The organism is Alphaproteobacteria bacterium, from assembly GCA_019746225.1.
GTDB lineage: Bacteria > Pseudomonadota > Alphaproteobacteria > Paracaedibacterales > VGCI01 > VGCI01.
In genome coordinates this window covers 25,413-43,374 of the sequence record JAIESE010000043.1, presented here as the reverse complement: position 1 = coordinate 43,374, position 17,962 = coordinate 25,413, and the positions used below count along the sequence as shown (strand labels likewise).

13 protein-coding genes are annotated in these 17,962 nt (G+C 44.9%); 4 read left to right on the top strand and 9 right to left on the bottom strand.

Features of this window, described 5'->3' with window-relative positions; genetic code table 11:
* Positions 1–34 precede the first annotated feature (34 nt).
* The 5 genes from K2Y18_08065 to K2Y18_08045 form a co-directional block, all read right to left on the bottom strand.
* Complete coding sequence (locus K2Y18_08065) at positions 35–1,216, bottom strand: multidrug effflux MFS transporter (GenBank protein MBX9805690.1); 1,182 nt, start codon at positions 1,214–1,216, stop codon at positions 35–37.
* Between the two features lie 181 nt (positions 1,217–1,397).
* Entirely contained in the window at positions 1,398–2,141 is a 744-nt protein-coding gene (locus K2Y18_08060) for a class I SAM-dependent methyltransferase (GenBank protein ID MBX9805689.1), read from the bottom strand.
* A gap of 9 nt (positions 2,142–2,150) precedes the next feature.
* Positions 2,151–3,086: a LysR family transcriptional regulator gene (locus K2Y18_08055; protein ID MBX9805688.1), complete on the bottom strand. Its 936-nt coding sequence runs from the start codon at positions 3,084–3,086 to the stop codon at positions 2,151–2,153.
* A gap of 198 nt (positions 3,087–3,284) precedes the next feature.
* Positions 3,285–4,622: an MFS transporter gene (locus K2Y18_08050; protein ID MBX9805687.1), complete on the bottom strand. Its 1,338-nt coding sequence runs from the start codon at positions 4,620–4,622 to the stop codon at positions 3,285–3,287.
* Positions 4,623–4,724: 102 nt separating this feature from the next.
* The gene (locus tag K2Y18_08045) at positions 4,725–6,017 is read right to left on the bottom strand and encodes a terminase family protein (GenBank protein ID MBX9805686.1); all 1,293 of its coding nucleotides are present in this window, start codon (positions 6,015–6,017) and stop codon (positions 4,725–4,727) included.
* Between the two features lie 384 nt (positions 6,018–6,401).
* On the opposite strand from K2Y18_08045, the gene K2Y18_08040 reads away from it, so the two are divergent.
* Positions 6,402–7,928, top strand: a complete 1,527-nt coding sequence (locus K2Y18_08040) for a class I SAM-dependent methyltransferase (protein MBX9805685.1) — start codon at positions 6,402–6,404, stop codon at positions 7,926–7,928.
* Positions 7,929–8,072: 144 nt separating this feature from the next.
* On the opposite strand, the gene K2Y18_08035 is transcribed toward K2Y18_08040, so the two are convergent.
* Positions 8,073–9,128, bottom strand: a complete 1,056-nt coding sequence (locus K2Y18_08035) for a hypothetical protein (GenBank protein MBX9805684.1) — start codon at positions 9,126–9,128, stop codon at positions 8,073–8,075.
* 259 nt (positions 9,129–9,387) lie between these two features.
* Between K2Y18_08035 and mutS the strand changes: the two genes are divergently transcribed.
* From mutS to K2Y18_08020, 3 genes are all read left to right on the top strand, one after another.
* Entirely contained in the window at positions 9,388–12,054 is a 2,667-nt protein-coding gene (mutS, locus tag K2Y18_08030) for a DNA mismatch repair protein MutS (protein MBX9805683.1), read from the top strand.
* A gap of 65 nt (positions 12,055–12,119) precedes the next feature.
* Positions 12,120–12,812 (top strand): hypothetical protein, encoded by a 693-nt coding sequence (locus K2Y18_08025; protein ID MBX9805682.1) that lies wholly within the window; start codon positions 12,120–12,122, stop codon positions 12,810–12,812.
* 37 nt (positions 12,813–12,849) lie between these two features.
* Positions 12,850–14,880 (top strand): hypothetical protein, encoded by a 2,031-nt coding sequence (locus K2Y18_08020; protein ID MBX9805681.1) that lies wholly within the window; start codon positions 12,850–12,852, stop codon positions 14,878–14,880.
* Between the two features lie 349 nt (positions 14,881–15,229).
* Here K2Y18_08020 and K2Y18_08015 read toward each other — a convergent pair whose 3' ends face one another.
* The 3 genes from K2Y18_08015 to ruvA form a co-directional block, all read right to left on the bottom strand.
* Entirely contained in the window at positions 15,230–15,796 is a 567-nt protein-coding gene (locus K2Y18_08015) for a hypothetical protein (GenBank protein ID MBX9805680.1), read from the bottom strand.
* Positions 15,797–16,253: 457 nt separating this feature from the next.
* Entirely contained in the window at positions 16,254–17,267 is a 1,014-nt protein-coding gene (gene ruvB / locus K2Y18_08010; protein ID MBX9805679.1) for a Holliday junction branch migration DNA helicase RuvB, read from the bottom strand.
* A complete protein-coding gene (ruvA, locus tag K2Y18_08005; protein ID MBX9805678.1) occupies positions 17,260–17,898 on the bottom strand; it encodes a Holliday junction branch migration protein RuvA in 639 nt (212 codons plus the stop codon). The genes ruvB and ruvA overlap by 8 nt, the downstream gene beginning before the upstream one ends.
* Between the last annotated feature and the right edge of the window lie 64 nt (positions 17,899–17,962).

Here is a 17,962-nt window from a genome sequence, read left to right as displayed (position 1 = left end):
GGGGTTTTGTGTCACCCCTCGCGTCAAGATTTTTTTATGCTTTAACTGTCAGCACTACTTTATTAATAAGTAACATAAACAAAGCGATGCCCGCGAAGTATAGTGGCATCATGATCAGGGTTCCATTGTGCAAATATCCCATTCCCAACGTGAAGAGGGAGACGAGCGTATAATAGAAAAACCCAAACAATGAAGAGGCCGTGCCGATGCTTCTTTTATAGTCAACGAGGGACAATGATAAAGCGTTAGAGGTAACTAAGGCGATCCCCCCCATCATAAGCATCATGGCCACAAGACTTCCCCCAATTAAGAAATCCTTTGTGAGAGGGCCTAAAACGACCCCTAAAAACACAAGGCTCCCCAGGAATGTGGTGCCCAACCCATAATTCAGTATGGTTGTTGAGTTATGATGGTCATGCAATTTTCGGCCCAATAACCCCCCACATAAGGTTGCTGAAGCAAGGCCAATAAACGTCAATCCATATTGACTTGGGGTAAGGTTCAGTAGCTCAATCATAAAGAAGGGTCCTTCAGCATAGTAACTGAAGGCGACCCCGTTGGCTGATGCTACCAAAAAACCATATCCGATGACTTTGGGGTCACTCATCATCCTGAGGAGCGTGTCTTTCAACGGAATATGTTCACGCGTTTCCTTATGATGAGTTTCTGCTAAAGACCATATCGTTAACCCAAGGACAATAGCTCCAAACCCAATCAGAAACAAGAAAATAGCCGTCCAACCAAAATTTTGGTCGATGACGCCGCCGATGATAGGGCCGATGGCGGGGAATATGGCCAAGGCGCCGCCGACAGAGGCGTAAACTTTTCCCAAGGCAGGTCCGTGAAAGGCATCTCGGCAAATGGCTTGCCCAAGAACGCTGCCCACACTTCCCCCAAATGCTTGAATAAAGCGACTGAGCATCAGAAGCGTAATTGAGTCTGATAGATAGCAGCCAAGACACCCCACAAGGTAGATGGCAAGGCCTCCAACAAGACAGGGTTTGCGGCCCCATTTGTCGGAAAGATTACCCCAAATGAGGGTTCCAAGCGCGAATCCGAACAGGTAGATGGTGAGTGTGTATTCCACCCAAGAATCACTGACAGAAAGAGCATGCGCAATGTCAGGCAGAGAAGGGGTGTAAACGGTTTCCGAAAGAAGGGGTAACCCTACTATCAGAATAATAAGCCAGAGAGCTGGCGGTAGGTGGTGTTTCATAAAAATATCCTCGTCAATTTAATATCAAAAAATTAGTCATAAAATAGCGCCTCCTCAAATGAGGAGGTCCAAAAACTAAACCTTTGATTTAAACGACGACAATTGTTTTCATGAAAGTAATCCCTAATTTATGTAATGGTCTTAGAAAACATGTGGGTGTTGAGGAGGAATTTGTCAAGGTTTAAGGCTTAATCGCGATGGCCCCTAAATGCTCCCGACCATCAAGCTTCATTCCTTGGGGGTGTCCTTCTTGAGCTGGAACATAGCTCATTTTCTCTATTTTAAAACCCACCTCAACCAAAAGTTGGGTGAGGAGTTCGTCATCAATAAGATGATAGAAAGAAGGGAGGTTCTGGCAGCGCTCAGGAGCATAGAAAGGGACGTCTTCTACAAACCCAGGCCATTCCCGACCTTCTTGTTTGTTTTTTAGATATTGCGGTAAGAATTTTTTAAAGGTCCCATAGTAGGGCGTGGTTCCTAAATAGAAAAATTTTCCACCTGGCTTTAGCCATTTGTAAATCACAGATATGGATTGTTTCATCAGATTGGGATGAAGAAAATGTAAAACACGAGAGGCTAAAATGGCAGAAAAGTGATTTTCTGGAAAATCTAAATCCGATGGGAATTTACCCGGTATCAATTCGAGGTTCTTTAATAAAGAAGGTGGAATTTTTGACTTTAAAATGTCGAGATGGCGCTCGTCTATGTCATTAGCAACCACAAAGGCCCCCTTTTCAAGGGCTGAAATCGTGGTGATTCCGTACGCCGCTCCTATATCGAGTACAGGACCAGACGTCTTGGCAGCATAGTCCACAAAGGAGGTCATATAAGCTTCCGGCTCAGTAAACATGAAGCCCATTTGATTTAAGGTTGCGACAAGGTTATCTTTTACCTCAGGCTGCTTTGTTAATCGTTGATGCTCCATCTCTTTTCCTTACTCTAATGCTTTTGCGTAGTCCTTACTGAAAGCTTCTAGCAAATATTCTTCTAAAACTTTTATTCTTTTTGAATTTTGATGAGCTTTTGAATAGATGAAATAGTTGTTCACGGTTGGCCCTTCAATGTCAGGTAATATTTGTATTAACTTTAAATCCAAAAGACCTGGATGTTCTGCCGAAATTGCCGTAATCCCAATTCCTTCTTGTGCAAGAAGGAGACGCCCATAGGGTGTATTAGCTTGAATGTAAGGGATGCGCACTTCTCCTTGAGAAGTTCCAAGGGTCAAATGCCAATTCATGGCTTGAAAGCTTAACGCTTCCTTGTGATCACCAAAAGCAATGAGTCTATGATGGTCCAAATCTTCTGGTTTTGTGGGCGTTCCAAACTGATCTAAATAGTCTTTGCTGGCATACAATTGGACATGATTCGTCAGCAAGTGACGCTGTATTAAGTCATCACGCTCAGGTAATTTAGGGCGAATCACGACATCAGCTTCGAGGAGAACGACGCTTGGAACTGTGTCAGCTGCAACTAGAGTTAGGTTAATGTTTGGATATTTCTTAATAAAACCAGGAATATAGGGTAACGCATAGAATTGCAAAAGCCCGCCCGATACAATGAGGCGAAGAGATCCTTGAGGCTCTGCAGTTTCAGATTCGACCTCGTCGATTGCATGTTTGAGTTCTGAGAAAATATTTTTTGCGGCTTTAAATAAGATTTCCCCTTCTTTTGTAAGGAATATGCCATTTCTATGGCGTATGAAAACAGGGAACCCAAGCTCGCCTTCCAAATTCTGAATGGTTCGACTTAAGGTCGATTGAGCAAGATTGAGATAGGGGCTGGCTTGAGTGAATCCGCCAGCTTTCGCAACAAAATAAAAAGTTCTTAGTTTATCCCAATCAATATTGTTGATAATGCTTTCTATGCTCACTAAATTTAAACTCCTTATAAATAGGTTGAGAATTAAATCTATAATTTTCTTTGTATGCTTTTTCTATAGAAGAAATATACCTACATTCGATGAGAAAGCAATATATTTGATGGTAAAGTTAATAGGATATCCCTTTTACTGGGTTGCATCTAATAAACTCGCTTAAATAAATCTCTTATTTAGAACAAAACCAATTTCTTACGTTCGTGCGATCGTGTGCTTTTTGTCTTTGTATTCATTATACGAATTTAAAGAATCGTGCGTTGCGGTGTTTGTAGATTCTGAAGCAAGGAGATCGTTTGAGAGTAGAAGGGGTCTGGCTGATTTCAGAGCAATAAGGGCAAGCGAAGATCCAAAGAGCGCATAATAAACACAGACGAAGGGATTGTTTGTCCAGTGTATCAAAAAGCTTAGAATCATAGGTGTCGTGCCACCAAACACGGCTATTCCAAAAGAGTACCCGAATGCCACGCCACTATAGCGGCATCTTGTTGGAAAGAGGCTTGCCATATAATAATTCAAGGGGGCAATAAACCAAGCTGTTAAGATGACAAGAAGAGATACACCGCACAGAACTCCAACAAGAGATGTTGACCATGTCAATAAATAGATCCCTGGATAAACTCCAACGATGGTTGCTAACGTTGCAGACATCATTGTTTTTTGAGCTCCAATCCTATCCGCAAATTTGCCGATGATGGGAATAATACAGATATAAAGAGCCATCCCAAAACTCACGACGCCAAGGGATTGTGTCATAGGCCAGTGCTTCACTGTTGCCAGAAAAATATTAACGTAAGACAAACTCAAGTTGAACATTACCCCTGAAAAGGCGCCAACGCCAATCGTGCAAAGAATGGAACGCGGATGATTTCGGATCGCTTCGAAAAGGGGCGCACGTTCATGATTGGGAACGATGGGATTATTTTCAGTGATTTTCAAACGAATATAAAGGCCATAAATTGCGATAAGAGCACCTGCAAAGAAAGCTCCACGCCAGGCCCAAGGGGGCATAAAAGGCGATAGAACTAGACCTGCAACCATCGACCCTAATAATCCCCCCACAACGGTTGAAGAGGAGATCAACGAGCCTGCAAAAATACGTCGGGTCCCTTTGACATTTTCAACAGCAAAAATCCCAGCGCCATTCATTTCACCCCCGACGCATAATCCTTGCAGAAGTCGACACACCGTTAAGAGGATCGGCGAGAAGATTCCAATGGATTCATAAGTGGGTAAACATCCGATTAAAACTGTCGGGATTGCCATTAAGATAATGGATATTGTCAGAGCCTGTTTCCTGCCATAAGCATCCCCAATATATCCAAACAGGATTGCTCCTAAGGGCCGCATAAAATACCCGATTGCAAAGATACCAAGGCTGGCAATAATGGAGGTTAGTTTATCTCCCGGTGGAAAGAAAAGGGGGCCAATGTGGGGTGCGAGATAAACGAAAAGAATAAAATCATAATATTCTAAGATGTTTCCGGCAGAGGCGGAACCAACGATTTGTGAGAAGCTCATTTTTTTGGCCATTACTATCTCCTCATGGCTATCCCAATCCATTAGCAACCTATGGTTTATTGCCCTGCCTTGTCAAGGGGGACTAACTAAGGGATTGATTCAGTTGCACCTATGTTATGTCGTCGTCCATAACTTGAGGGTCGGATTCGTCTCGCTCTCGAGAAGGAGGTCAGTTAGCGCCCACACGAGCGCATCAAGACGATCGGGAGACTTATGGGTGATACCTTGCACGTAGGTACACAGCTGCGTTTCCAATAAATCAAAGGGGCGTGCGTGAAAGACGCGGTGCTGTTCATACAAAGCCGCGATAGGTTCTGCGCGAGTGAACTTACCGCGCGTTGCACGAACGGCCTTATAAGGAATCGTTGGATCAAGACCTCTCAAAATACGCTCCACCAGGTCGCCCCCTTTATTGACTTCAGCGACCACGCGATCGGCTTTCATGCGCCAATAGACTTCACACACGCGCTGTCCCCAATCTCCAGGGCTCAAGCGACCGCTTAAATCTTCCAGTACATAAGCATGCTTATCTTCACTTAAGCCTGCGATCACGATGCCGGTTTCATCGCTATCTTCGTGATGGGTGGTTGCGGGATCAATGGCCACAATAATGCGGATGAGTTTGGGGGTGCCGGCTTCATCGTAAGGAGGCTCTTGATAACAAATCAAATCCCGTCGCCATAAAGCGCCTTGCTGCTCCGTTAACAATTGGGCATAGAGCTCTTGAGCCCCAAGGCGGGTGCCCTCAAATTGTTTCACGATTTGCTTCAGGAAGGTGGGCGCAAGATTGTCTCGATTCTCAAATGTAGTTCCTTTGGTAACGACAACGTCCTCGCTTTTTAACAGCTTCTCAATTAAAGGAATGGGGCGTGGTGTGGTCGTGACAATGCAGCGAGGATCTGTACCGAGGCGTAAACCCAGCATCAATTGATTCCATGCTTCTTCCGGATGGCGAAACTTGGCCAGCTCATCAATCCAGGCCGCATCAAATTGAGGCCCTCGCAAGCACTCAAAGTGATCCGCACCATAGAGGGTCGCGAGGGTTCCATTCGGCCAAATCAATTGGTGGCGCCCCTGTTCGAACCAGGGCCGCTCACTTAAAGGGTGAATTTCTAGAAGACCGCTGATGCCATCCACCATGACGTCACGGGCATCCCCAATGGTTTTGCTCAAGAGAGCGATGCGCCGGCATCGGCCATCATGAACCCACTGGCGCAAGGTTTCAGCACCTGTGCGCGTTTTTCCAAAGCCTCGTCCTGCCAATATCAACCAGGTACGCCAATCTCCTGGTGGCGGGAGTTGGCTAGGGCGGGCCTGGCGAATCCAAGAATATCGCTTTTTTTTATTCTGAAGGTCCCTATCAACTACTTTGGCTTCTCTGTAATATTCTTCAAACGTGTCCTGCATGATGGCGCCTCCTTCACGATGTTTTGTGCGCTGTATCATGAAGGAAAAACCCACAAAAGTTCAAAGGATAATAATGCCTGGGCAAAGATGTTTGGACAATATAAAGAGTCTATAATATTACTCTGGACAGTAAAAATTTAAACTAAAAAGAATAGGATGGAGGGCCGCCCCCTATTTTCTAAATAATTTAAGTTCAAGCTTTCTAAAATCATAAGATTGTCAGTTAAAACATTTTACTTAACCTAAAAATTATTGTATAAAATAAAATGCTAAGTTATTTCCTTTCTTTTATAAGGAATATAAGGCGATCTCAAAATAATTAAGATTTGACCAAACATTGTATGGGTGATCCTTTTCAAATATAGATATATAGCTGGACGACTGATGAATTTAAAAATACTATCTTTTGCATTTATTTCAACATTAGCAATTGCTGCTAATGGAATGGATCATGAAACAATCTCTGATCAACAAGATCCATCGAAACTTCGCAAACGATCAATCAAGTGTAATGAAGGACAACTCACCGAGTTGGGGCTAAAGGGTAATATCTATGGACGGACGAGAACTTCCGTAGGAAGTTTAGAGAAACTAAGGGCAGCTCATGAAGCACTGATTCGGATAGGGCAAAAATGTCTTAATGATGACACAAATCCATTTGTAGGTGAAAAGCGCCAAAGAGCAGCAGCTGAAATAGAGTCGAGTAGGGAAAATATATTAGCTATCAATAGATGGATAGAAAAAGCAACCAATAGTTGTGAAGCACTTGTGAGCCCGCCGACGCCACGTATGGTTAATAACACTACCTCTAACTCTGCACCACCTGTGCCCACGGGTACGTCTCACCTTTCCGCAGTTTTTCCTAAAGTTGCTGCCGGAGCCCCTGTTCCATCAAAATTGGAAGACAAAATGCCTGAGCTTCAAGAGACCCTCTTGAAAGACTTGCTTACGAACACCAAGCGCATTCTCAATACGCATGGCGATCAAGCTTTGAGCTTAGTAGATGATGTTTCGAAATGGACCGCTCATTTAAATCCTACTCAACTAGGTTTGCTTATTCAGAAATTCATTTTGGTATATTCCATTCCTATCAATAAAGGAACACCCCTGGGCTATGACTTTGGTTTCTCTTATTGCAATACAGGCGTTCTCAACACAGCATTGCCTTATATTTACCAACTCAGAGCTAAACCATGTACAGTGTGGGATGTAGCCTGTGGCCACGGAAATGTTTCTTTGTGTTCCCTTGTAGCTGGGGCATCTGAAGTATACGCATTAGATACAAATCGTTATCTTCTAGACCACGTAAGGCAAGAATTCATGCAGACAAAAGAATTCTTTCCAGAAGGTGCAAGGCCAAAACTCAGGCCTACTGTATTTGATGCTCTTTCGTTAGCAGCATATGCTCATCTGAATAGTCCAGATGTCATATTTTGTCTCAACTTTTTGCATTATCTGTGTCCACGAGAACAAAAATTAGTTGTAAAAACTCTCTATGAAAAATTGAAACCGGGTGGAAAATGCTATCTATCTGGAGATAGTTTTTACACGAGCAAAAACTTTACAAAGCCACTCTTAGATCGTATAAGGGAAGAACATCCAACCCCAGGGTATTGCTGGTTTTACACAGAGACAGTTGATGGTATCACTCAACCGTATACGCTCCCAGAGTATCCTTGGAAGGGATACGAAACAAACCCCGGCGAAATAGGGCAATGGTCTAAGTATCCTGGAAAAATATTGTCTATTCGTAACTTACTTCATCCCAAACCTTTCAAAAAGATGTTAGGAGAACTCGGTATAGAACACGTTGAAATATTTTATGATGGTATTGGTGGTCTAATACCAGAAAGTAAATTTAATGGTTCTGATAGCTCTTATAAATTGGTGGCTGTGCTCAGTAAGAAATAAATTGTTGGAAATTTATCAAGGTATGTCTTGTATATTGCTCTGGCAGGTAAATATCTTATCTTAGGCTGCCTATCGGACACTGATTGTTAGAAGGCATGACTTCACGCTCTCAGGACATTTTATTCCCGGAGCAATAGTCTAAGGTTAGTCTTTCTCGCCCTCTTTCGGCGTTAAGGCGCCGCGAGCTGTTAGGCAGATTTCGGAATTTTCATATTTCATCTTTGTCACATTAAAATGGGGGATATCTCCTCTCCCCAAAGCAGCTTTGCTCGTTGAATTTCTGAGGAATACAAACTCTTCATAAGTGATCGGGTTTTTGTTGAGGACTAAGCTCTCTAATGAGAGCATGGCTAATACATCTACAAGGGATGGAAAAGGGGAGACGGTTTCATAGTATTTTCTCAGAAACATAATTTTATTTCCAGAAAGGTCGATGATTTGTAAATCGGGGAATTGGTTGCGATATTTGGAAATGAGGATCATTAAGTTGACAAACCCCCCATAAGCAATGTCGTTGTTTTTAAGAGATAGGACTCTTAATACGGCCTGGCTCTGGGTCCGCAGTTCGCGACCTAAGGAGAGAAGTGATCTGGGATGATCCTCTTCTGTTAAAACAGTATCTGTAATGCGGCGTTCATTCCAGTCTAAAGTATCAGAGAAACGGTCAGGTCGGTCTAGATATTTCAACTTTTTGATTGTGAAATTTGGATATACCGTGGGGTCAGCTTGCCCTACCAATTCATCAACAAGGTATCGCATAACTTGATCTTTGCTAAGATTGGAGGATATGTCTAATACCTTTAATGACCTCAAGTTTAGGATCGTTAATAAGGTGGTAACCAACCCGTCGTTTTTACTCAAGCGCTTCGTAACCCTTATTTTATTCTCGGAGAGATTGATTTCTTCAAGTTGGGATAATTGAGCCTTACGTTCAACCAGATTGCGAAGTATACCAAGGGCTTCCGGATATTTGATACCTCTGTTTTGAAAATTTAGGGATCTTAAGGATGATAAGTCGTTGAAGATTGCCAAGTCTTGAATAGGGTCAGTTGAGATAGAACTAAGGTCTAGTTCTGATGAAATTCTTAAAACTATTTCTTTGCTTGAATCCGCATCTGCTCCGTTATCATCATCGCCGACCTCCATGCCTTGAGATGCCACAATCATGAGCATTGAGGCCGTTAAAATTCGTTTAATCATCACCCATCTCCAGGTTTGCGCTGCTATTTAAGTTCAGTATATATTTGCATTGTACAGTCAAAAAAACTAACATCTTATTAATATTAAATATAATCAATTAGTAAAATACAAATAAGTATAAGTATTAAATTTATATATACTTGCCTCTTTGAGGGTGGATTTCTTGGTTAAGGGTTTGTATTGAAGACTTGCCCTCGAGAGCCCTTTCGGTTTAAACATGAGAGCAAGAAATACTATAAAAAGTAGAATGATTGCCCTGATGGTCAACCCCCAACCCCTCTTAAATTTCGGTGAGCCGCAAATCCTTGGAAAATCTCAAGCACCTGCTGGTATGTCTCCAGTAATGGCGCAGTATTGGGAGGCAAAACAGGAGTATCCTACATGTCTCTTGTTTTTTCGGATGGGTGATTTTTATGAGATGTTTTTTGAAGATGCGGTTGCAGCTGCTAAGGCATTGGACATTGCACTCACTAAGCGCGGCAAGCAAGAGGGCGAAGAAATTCCCATGTGTGGAGTGCCGGCGCACACCTACGAAACCTATTTAGCGCGCCTCATTCAAAAGGGATTTAAGGTGGCGGTTTGTGAGCAAATGGAAGATCCCGCAACTGCTAAGAAGCGGGGCTCAAAAGGCCCGTTGCGCCGGGATGTGGTGCGCGTCGTAACGGCCGGAACCATCACGGAAGAAGGGTTGCTGGACGCCCGCCAAAATAATTTTCTGGTTGCCCTGTCTCCTGTTACGAAGGAGAAAATTGGGGTGAGCGCGATCGATTTATCGACCGGTGTATTCCTCATTGAAGAGACGATGCCAGGTGGACTAGCGTCTCTCCTCGCGCGCCTCAACCCCGCAGAAATTGTGGTACCAGATCGTCTATTAGAAGAGCCTTCCCTTTATGAAACCTTTGGGGGCTGGAAGAAGAAATTAAGCCCTTTACCCCAAGCCCGCTTTGATGAAGAGAACAGTCGTCGCCGTCTTGAGCAGGTGTATCAAGTGCAAACGCTCGAAGCTTTTGGGGCATTTACTTCAGCAGAGATTCGTGCCGCTGGAGCCCTCATTGATTACATTCACATTACGCAAAAATCGGCCCTGAAGATGGTGGAACGTCCCCGCAAAATTTCATCGGATTCGATTCTCGTGATTGACCCTGCGACCAGGCGCAGCTTGGAATTGGAAGTTACTTTGAATGGTTTGCGCCACGGCACGCTCTTGAGCACCATCGATGAAACCCTCACCTCTGCCGGGAGTCGACTCTTGAGTTTGCGCTTAAGTGCGCCGCTCACTACTCCTGCGGTCATTGCACAACGTCTGGATATGGTGACGTTTTTTGTGGAAAAACCCGATATCAAAGGGGAGGTGCGCACTGCTTTAAAAGCGTGCCCAGACGTGGAGCGTGCTTTATCGCGCATTAATTTGGGACGCGGCAGCCCACGAGATTTGGCGGCCATTCGGGATGGCCTCGCCCAAGCTCAAATTCTCTCGGACCTCCTTTCAGCTCTTGATCTGCCCGAACCATTGTCGCGCGATTGTGCGCGTCTTGGAGGTCATAGTACTCTTTCCACGCGTCTCACCCGTGCCTTGGCGGACAGCTTGCCGCCTTATGCGCGCGATGGTGGATTTATCGCAAGCGGTTACCACGACGGGCTCGATGAGTTTCGACAATTGCGGGACGATAGCTTTGGGTTGACACAAGAATTGCAAAGCGACTACATCGCCAAAACCGGCATCAATACGTTGAAGATTCGCCATAATAATGTGATTGGATATCACATAGATATTGGCCCCTCCCACGCCTCAAAAATGAGCGAAGAGTTTATCCACCGTCAGACGTTGGGATCGTCCATTCGCTATACGACGGTTGCCTTATCTGATTTGGAGAGACGCATCGAGGCCGCAGCGCACCAAGCATTGGAGGTGGAGCTTCAGCTGTTTTCGGATCTGATTGGTGAAGTGCAAGGTCGCGCGCCAGAGATTTTGCAAACCTCTCGCGCACTGGCTAGCATAGATGTGGCTGCCGCCAATGCTGAATTAGCTGTTCGTGAAAACTATGTGCGTCCCCTTGTAGATGACAGCCTGATGTTTGATGTGCAAGGAGGCCGCCATCCGGTTGTGGAGGCAGCATTGCGGCAGAGCAGCGATACGCCTTTTGTGGCGAACAATTGCCTCATGGATGACACCACAAAATTGATTCTCATGACCGGCCCGAACATGGCGGGAAAGAGCACATATTTGCGTCAGAACGCGGTGATTATTTTGCTCGCTCAAATGGGGTCATACGTGCCGGCAATCTCCGCCCACATCGGCGTGGTGGATCGCATCTTCAGTCGTGTGGGCGCGGCCGATGATCTGGCCGCGGGTCGTTCCACCTTTATGGTTGAGATGGTCGAAACAGCCGCGATTCTTCATCAAGCAACGATACGTTCCTTCGTGATTTTGGATGAGATTGGACGGGGGACCGCAACCTTTGACGGCTTGTCCATTGCGTGGGCAGTGGTTGAATCTTTGTGCAATGTTAATAAAAGTCGGGCATTATTTGCGACCCATTATCACGAACTCACGCAACTGACCACGACTTTGCCCATGATGAGTTGTGCCACCATGCGCATTAAGGAATGGAATGGGGATGTGATTTTCTTGCATGAAGTGATTCCTGGATGTGCTGATAAATCCTACGGTATTCATGTGGCGGCTCTTGCAGGGTTGCCCGCAACGGCAGTTGCCCGGGCGCGTCAAGTTTTAGAAACATTGGAAGCGGATGGGAAAGATGCGCCCTCTATTCCTGAGGCAATTCCAGAACCCTTTCCGGTGTCGACGACGGTTCTTTCCCCGCCCTCGCCTGTTGAAGGGGCTTTACGTGACCTCGCCCTTGACGATCTTTCTCCCCGCCAGGCCCTCGAGGAGCTCTACCGCCTCAAAGGCATGGTGGGGTGAGAGATGTTCTATTTCAAAAGATTATGTGAGTTAGTAAATAAAAATAATTTGTTAGGCCAAAAGTTATGAATGACGAACAATTAAAAGAAACTCTCAATATTGTTTGGATGAATATGTTTAGGGTTGTGGACTATCTTGCACTTTTTGAAACTGTTGGTGAAAATTCCGAAAAATTGAATAAAATAAATGGTCATTTCTGGGGGACTATTCAGCGGTCTGCTTTGGACTTAGCTGTTCTGAATATGTGTAAGTTGTTCGATGAAACAAATAAAAGATATGAGAAAGACACCATTCCAAGTTTAATAGAATACCTAGAATCAAAGTTATCCAAAGATCACTGTTCATTTTTAGATAACCAATTACTTTGCAAGTTAGGTGTTTGCGATGAGGTTATCAAGACACTATATAAAGTTAAAGATAAGCCCGAAGAGTGTGTAAATTTTATAAATACCATAACAAAAAGCATTAAAGACGCCTGCCCAAATTCAAAGCACATTGACCTTAAAAAATTGTTTCAGTATAGAGACAAAGTTCTAGCTCACCAAGAACGGTTAGAACAAGCTCAAAGGACAATGTTAAAGAGCTTACCCTCACTAGAAAGAATGCTACAATTAGCAACTTGGGCAAAGAATATTTTACTATTGATCAACAAACTATTTTTTCCAACAGAACCACTTCCAGAATTTTTGCCTTATTTAGGAAAAGCAACCAACGATGTCATAACAAGTGCATTGAAAAACAACGAATGCCTAGGTTAAAACCTTCAAAAGAGTTGAATTTAGAAGTGACTTATGAATGGCTGTTTTCACCTCTCCCCTTGTGGGAGAGGTCACCGATGAGCCTGCGAAGAGGTGGGTGAGGGGTGTATTTCAATGGATAGGTTGTATTTTTTCAAGCGTAAATTTTGTAAGAAAACCCCTCACCCGCCACGTCGCTTTGCTCCGTGTCGACCTCTCCCACAAGGGGAGAGGTAAAAATGCAGAGCAGTCCGATGACACTCAATCATTCATATGGAGCCGCTACCATCCCCATTGCTATTTGGGGAAAATGAGCATAAAGATAAACCATCTTCTCGAGGCTAGAGGTGCTCATATGATGCACATGAAACGTAAAATCTTCACGACCTTCCTCGTTCTTTTCTTGAGTCTTTTCTCCAACCATATCCTCGCCAAAGAAGCCGAACAGTCGTCTCTTTTTTTTAGTCTTCCAGGTGATTTGAGGTTGTTGATTGCCAAGACCTACTTGAAAGGGGATGATTTTTTACGCCTATCTGAAACCTGTACAGACAATCGCCGCATGTGTGTTGACGTTGTTTTACAAGAGATCAATGCGGATCGAACCCACTTTCCAAAATTTAAAGGGTCTTTTCGGGTGTTGGAATACGCGTCCTTTACGGACGTCATTCAGGCCTTTGAGGATGGCGATCCGCACGTTGTAAGTGCTCTCCTTCAAAGGTTTCCAGATATGTCGCCCCAATGTCTTCATAGAGCTTTTGGGGTTTTGTTTCATAAACAAAATATAATCCCTGAAGCCAGAGCGTATGCGCGCTATCGCCTTGCGTGTTTGCGCCTCGATCATAGGGTGAATGACGACCGTTTAAAGCCCCTCAATGCCTATGAAATCCTTGAAAAAGTTTGTGATGCGGATTCAGCTTTGTCGGATGAAGTTAAGGGTCATGCAACCTATCTTATGGCAAAGGCGCGTGCCGAGTATGTTTTCCGTGTTCGCTATCGGGTGTGGGAGCCGGAATTAACTTATGCAGAAGCTTTTACTATTCTCACTCAGTGTCTCCCTTTTCTTGGTCCCCTTGAATTGCTGGAAACAAATTTCTTGCGCGGATGTTTGCGAAAAGAGAATCGGGTCGATGATTTCTGTTTGAGCCACCAAGATGCCGTTAAAAGAATGTCGCACGCTTGGATGCATTTCAAACGTATCGTAAAAGATGATTCCGTCGTGGCAAAGGAAAGGGCACGCGTCCTCAGATTTATGTATAATTTTTTACACCGAACAAAAGGGCATTTTGAGTTTATCTCAAGTGATATTCCGGGGATGCGATACGCTTGGTCAGAAACCCTTGATGACATGACGAGTCTTTTAGACCCATGCATTCATTTACCGGTCCAAGTGCGAAGGGATTTGCGTGAGAAGAAGGTGATGTTGCTCTTGAACTATCCTAATCTTCTGGATGACTTTCTCCCTCCTACAAAGGATTTATTAGGCGAATTCCTAAACCGTGATGAAAAAGTCCCGATTGGGCTCAATCTTGAACATGATGCTGAAATTGTGATGGTAAAGAGGCTAAAAGAGATGGCGTCTAGCATAATGACGCAAAATAGAGAAGCGCTGACGGTGATCAGATCATTTCTGACGGACTACAAACCCACAGATCATGCCAATCGAGACATTCAAACATCTGCAAAAGGGGAGATTTTAGAGATATTAGCTGATCATCTCATCACGCCCAAGCTGTTGCGCGCTAATGCTTGTACAGCGCGTCGCATTCTTTTCGTTAATGAGAATCGGGTTACCACAGAGTCTTTAGAAGCTTTCTTGAAAGAGCCAGAGGTCTTAAGTTTTATGAAAGTTAAAAAACGTCCTTTGAGAAAGAGAGCGCGCAGTCAGTTGAGCTCCTCTATCAATGGGTTGATCCGAACCGCCTCGCTCGGGACTTTTGGTTGTAATTCTCAAAAAGAAGAGGAACGAGAGGCCTTTACCGAATATATGGAGCGTCAGGATTCAGGGGTGGCTTTCTCATGCCCGAGTCTAGAGAGAGTAGCCACCATGAGCCTCGGCACGCTCCCTATGGATACGGATGAGGATGGGTAGTTTGGGGTGAGGATTTAAGTCCATATGCGTAGCTTTACCCTTCACCCGACCTTTTCGCTTCGCTTAAGGTCGACCTCTCCCACATGGGGAGAGGTAATAAGCAGCCGAATTTAAAAGCTTACCTAATGTGCAATATATCACGTGCCTTTTCACCTCCCCCCTTGTGAGAGGTCGACACGGAGCTATGCTTCGTGGCGGGTGAAGCGTGGTACAAACTGATTACAATAACGTAATACTTTAGTTTTTGGTCGTATTTCCTCAAAACAGGTGGCAGAAAAAGCAGTGACTAACTTAGAGTCTCCTTACACTTTCTAGCGGAACCGACTCCCTCTTTGCAAATATTTCAGTACTAATGTGCGTAATTGAACATGTTGTATAGGGGTGGACTTACCCAGCGCATCAGAGCATACCACTCCTCGAAAGTGAGTTGTTCATATAACACTCGACGTTCCTCTTCATCCTCAATGACTTGGTATTTTGCTATGACTCCATCTGCAAGACTGTCAGATATTGCTCTATCCTCTACACTGTGAGGATCCTTGAGGGCATTATATACTCTTTTATCCAAAGCTAATTGGTCTAAATCCATTTGGAATCTCCAAACTTCCGTCCTTGTTTCCTCTATTTTTCTTTCTGTTTCAGGTACTCTTTCTTCTTCGCCTATGGCCCTTAACTCTGCTACTTTTGCCATTAAAAATGTTTCTTCTATCTGTTTCGACCTTAGGTTAATACGTAATTCAGCTTTCAAAGCCCTCTGAATGTCAACAATCTCGTTCTGTCCATCAGTAATTAGGTCCCATAGTTCTTGGCGGCGCATAGAATAGTTAGGGTCATCCTGCATTCCTGGGTCTTCAGCTGCAAATCCATTTATAGCAAGTGAGAAGCAAAGTACAGCAAAATATATAACTTTTTTCATAACAGAAATCCTTCAAAATAATTGTTGATTCTTCATATATGTAGGAATATTAAATTTTATTTCTACGGGATAATTTCTAATTTACATACAAAATCTTCAAAAAAGATTGTATATTTCAAAAAAACACACTGTATATTATTCTTTTTATATTTTGCAATACCGTAAAAATACGCTAGTTTTAAATTTTCAGATAGTCGGAGTCAATATAAGCAAAAGAACTATTCATCAGTTGACTGATTCGTTGCGCTCGCCAAGAAGGCAGAGTGTCGTGTCCAAAAGACTTCTTTTAATAGCTATCTCATGGATCCATATGACAAGTTCTTTTCCCTCGGGTCTTACAGAGAATGATACAACATTATAAACATTTACATAATTTTGAGATGGCGTTGACAGTGTTGAAGCGTTTCAAGCTAGAAATTTAGCGACATGTGTATGGTCTGACTACAGTTGCCTGTATTTACTCTCCCAGTCGTTTCAATTCCATATGCTCAAAAGCTAAATCCGTCAGGATGCGCCCGCGAGAGGTGCGTTGGATAAGACCTTGTTGGATGAGATAGGGTTCGATCACTTCTTCTAAGGTTTCTGATTGCTCAGCCATAGCAGCGGCAAGCGTTTCAACTCCCACGGGGCCGCCTTTGTAAAAATCGATCATCAGCTGGAGATAGCGTTGATCTTGCGCTTCGAGGCCGAGGCGATCCACATCAAGACGATTGAGCGCGAGGTTCGCCACCTCTTGGGTGACGATGGACTGACCGCCAACAGCAGCAAAGTCACGAATGCGGCGCAAGAGGCGGCCGGCTATACGCGGTGTTCCCCGGGAGCGTCGGGCTATTTCCGTGGCGCCATCATCACTGAGCTCAAACCCCAAAAGATCCGCGCCGCGCTTGACGATGCGTTTGAGGTCCTCGACTTCATAAAACATCAGGCGCAACGGGATGCCGAAGCGTTCTCGTAAGGGTTGGGTCAGCAGGCCACTTCGCGTTGTGGCGCCCACCAGGGTAAAGGGGGGGAGTTCAATCTGGATGGAGCGCGCGGCGGGGCCTTCTCCGATCATAATATCCAACTTAAAATCCTCCATAGCGGGGTAGAGAATTTCCTCAATGGCCGGACTGAGGCGGTGGATCTCATCAATAAATAACACGTCGCGCGGTTGGAGGTTTGTTAAAAGAGCCGCCAAATCACCAGCGCGGGCAATGATAGGACCGGACGTAGTTCTAAATCCAACGCCCAGTTCCCGCGCGATAATTTGGGCCAAAGTCGTTTTACCCAAGCCCGGTGGGCCGAACAGGAGCACGTGATCCATGGCATCGCCACGGGTACGCGCCGCCTCAATAAAGACTTTCAAGTTGGCCCGAACTGGCGCTTGGCCCGTAAAATCCTTTAAGGTTAACGGACGAAGGGAGACTTCCCCAATATCCTCTTCCAAGAGCTCAGGCGTGCTGATCCGATTATTTGGGGCTGGCTCAACCATGGTTTGCTCCACTGGTTAAGGATTGGGATAAGAGATTGAGACCCTGGCGAATGAGGGCTTCAGTGGAGGCGCCGGGACCGAGGGTTTGTGAAGATTTGGCGATGGCCTCAAGCGCCTCTGGCCGGCGATAGCCTAAGTTTGTGAGAGCGGATATGGCCTCGCTCATGCCACCGGCAATCGAGGTGATGCCAGATACTTCGGAAGGCCCATTCGCACTTCCCAGCTCAAACCCACCAACTTTGCTCTTTAATTCAGAAACGATGCGCCCCGCCAGTTTGGGCCCCACCCCGTCCGCGCGGGTGATCATGGTTTGATCTTGCGATAAAATCGCTTGATGAAGCTCATCGGCAGATAAGGCGGTGAGAAGCGCCAGACCCACCTTGGCGCCAACCCCTTGAATCCCTAAGAGGAGCCGGAACCAGGTCCGCTCACTCTCTTGGGCAAACCCAAAGAGCTGGGTTTGCTCATTGCGCACCAATGTTTCGATCATGAGAGAGAATTTCTCACCCACATGCGGGAGTTGAGATAAGGTTCGCCCGGAGGCAAAAACTTGGTAGCCGACGCCGTTTACATCAATAATAAGCCAGTCAGGGCCCGTGGAATCCAGCAAACCGGTTAATTTTGCAATCATGTATGCCGCGCCTTTTTCAGAAGTGTTTTCGTTACGATATCACGAGACTTTGTTGGACCCAATC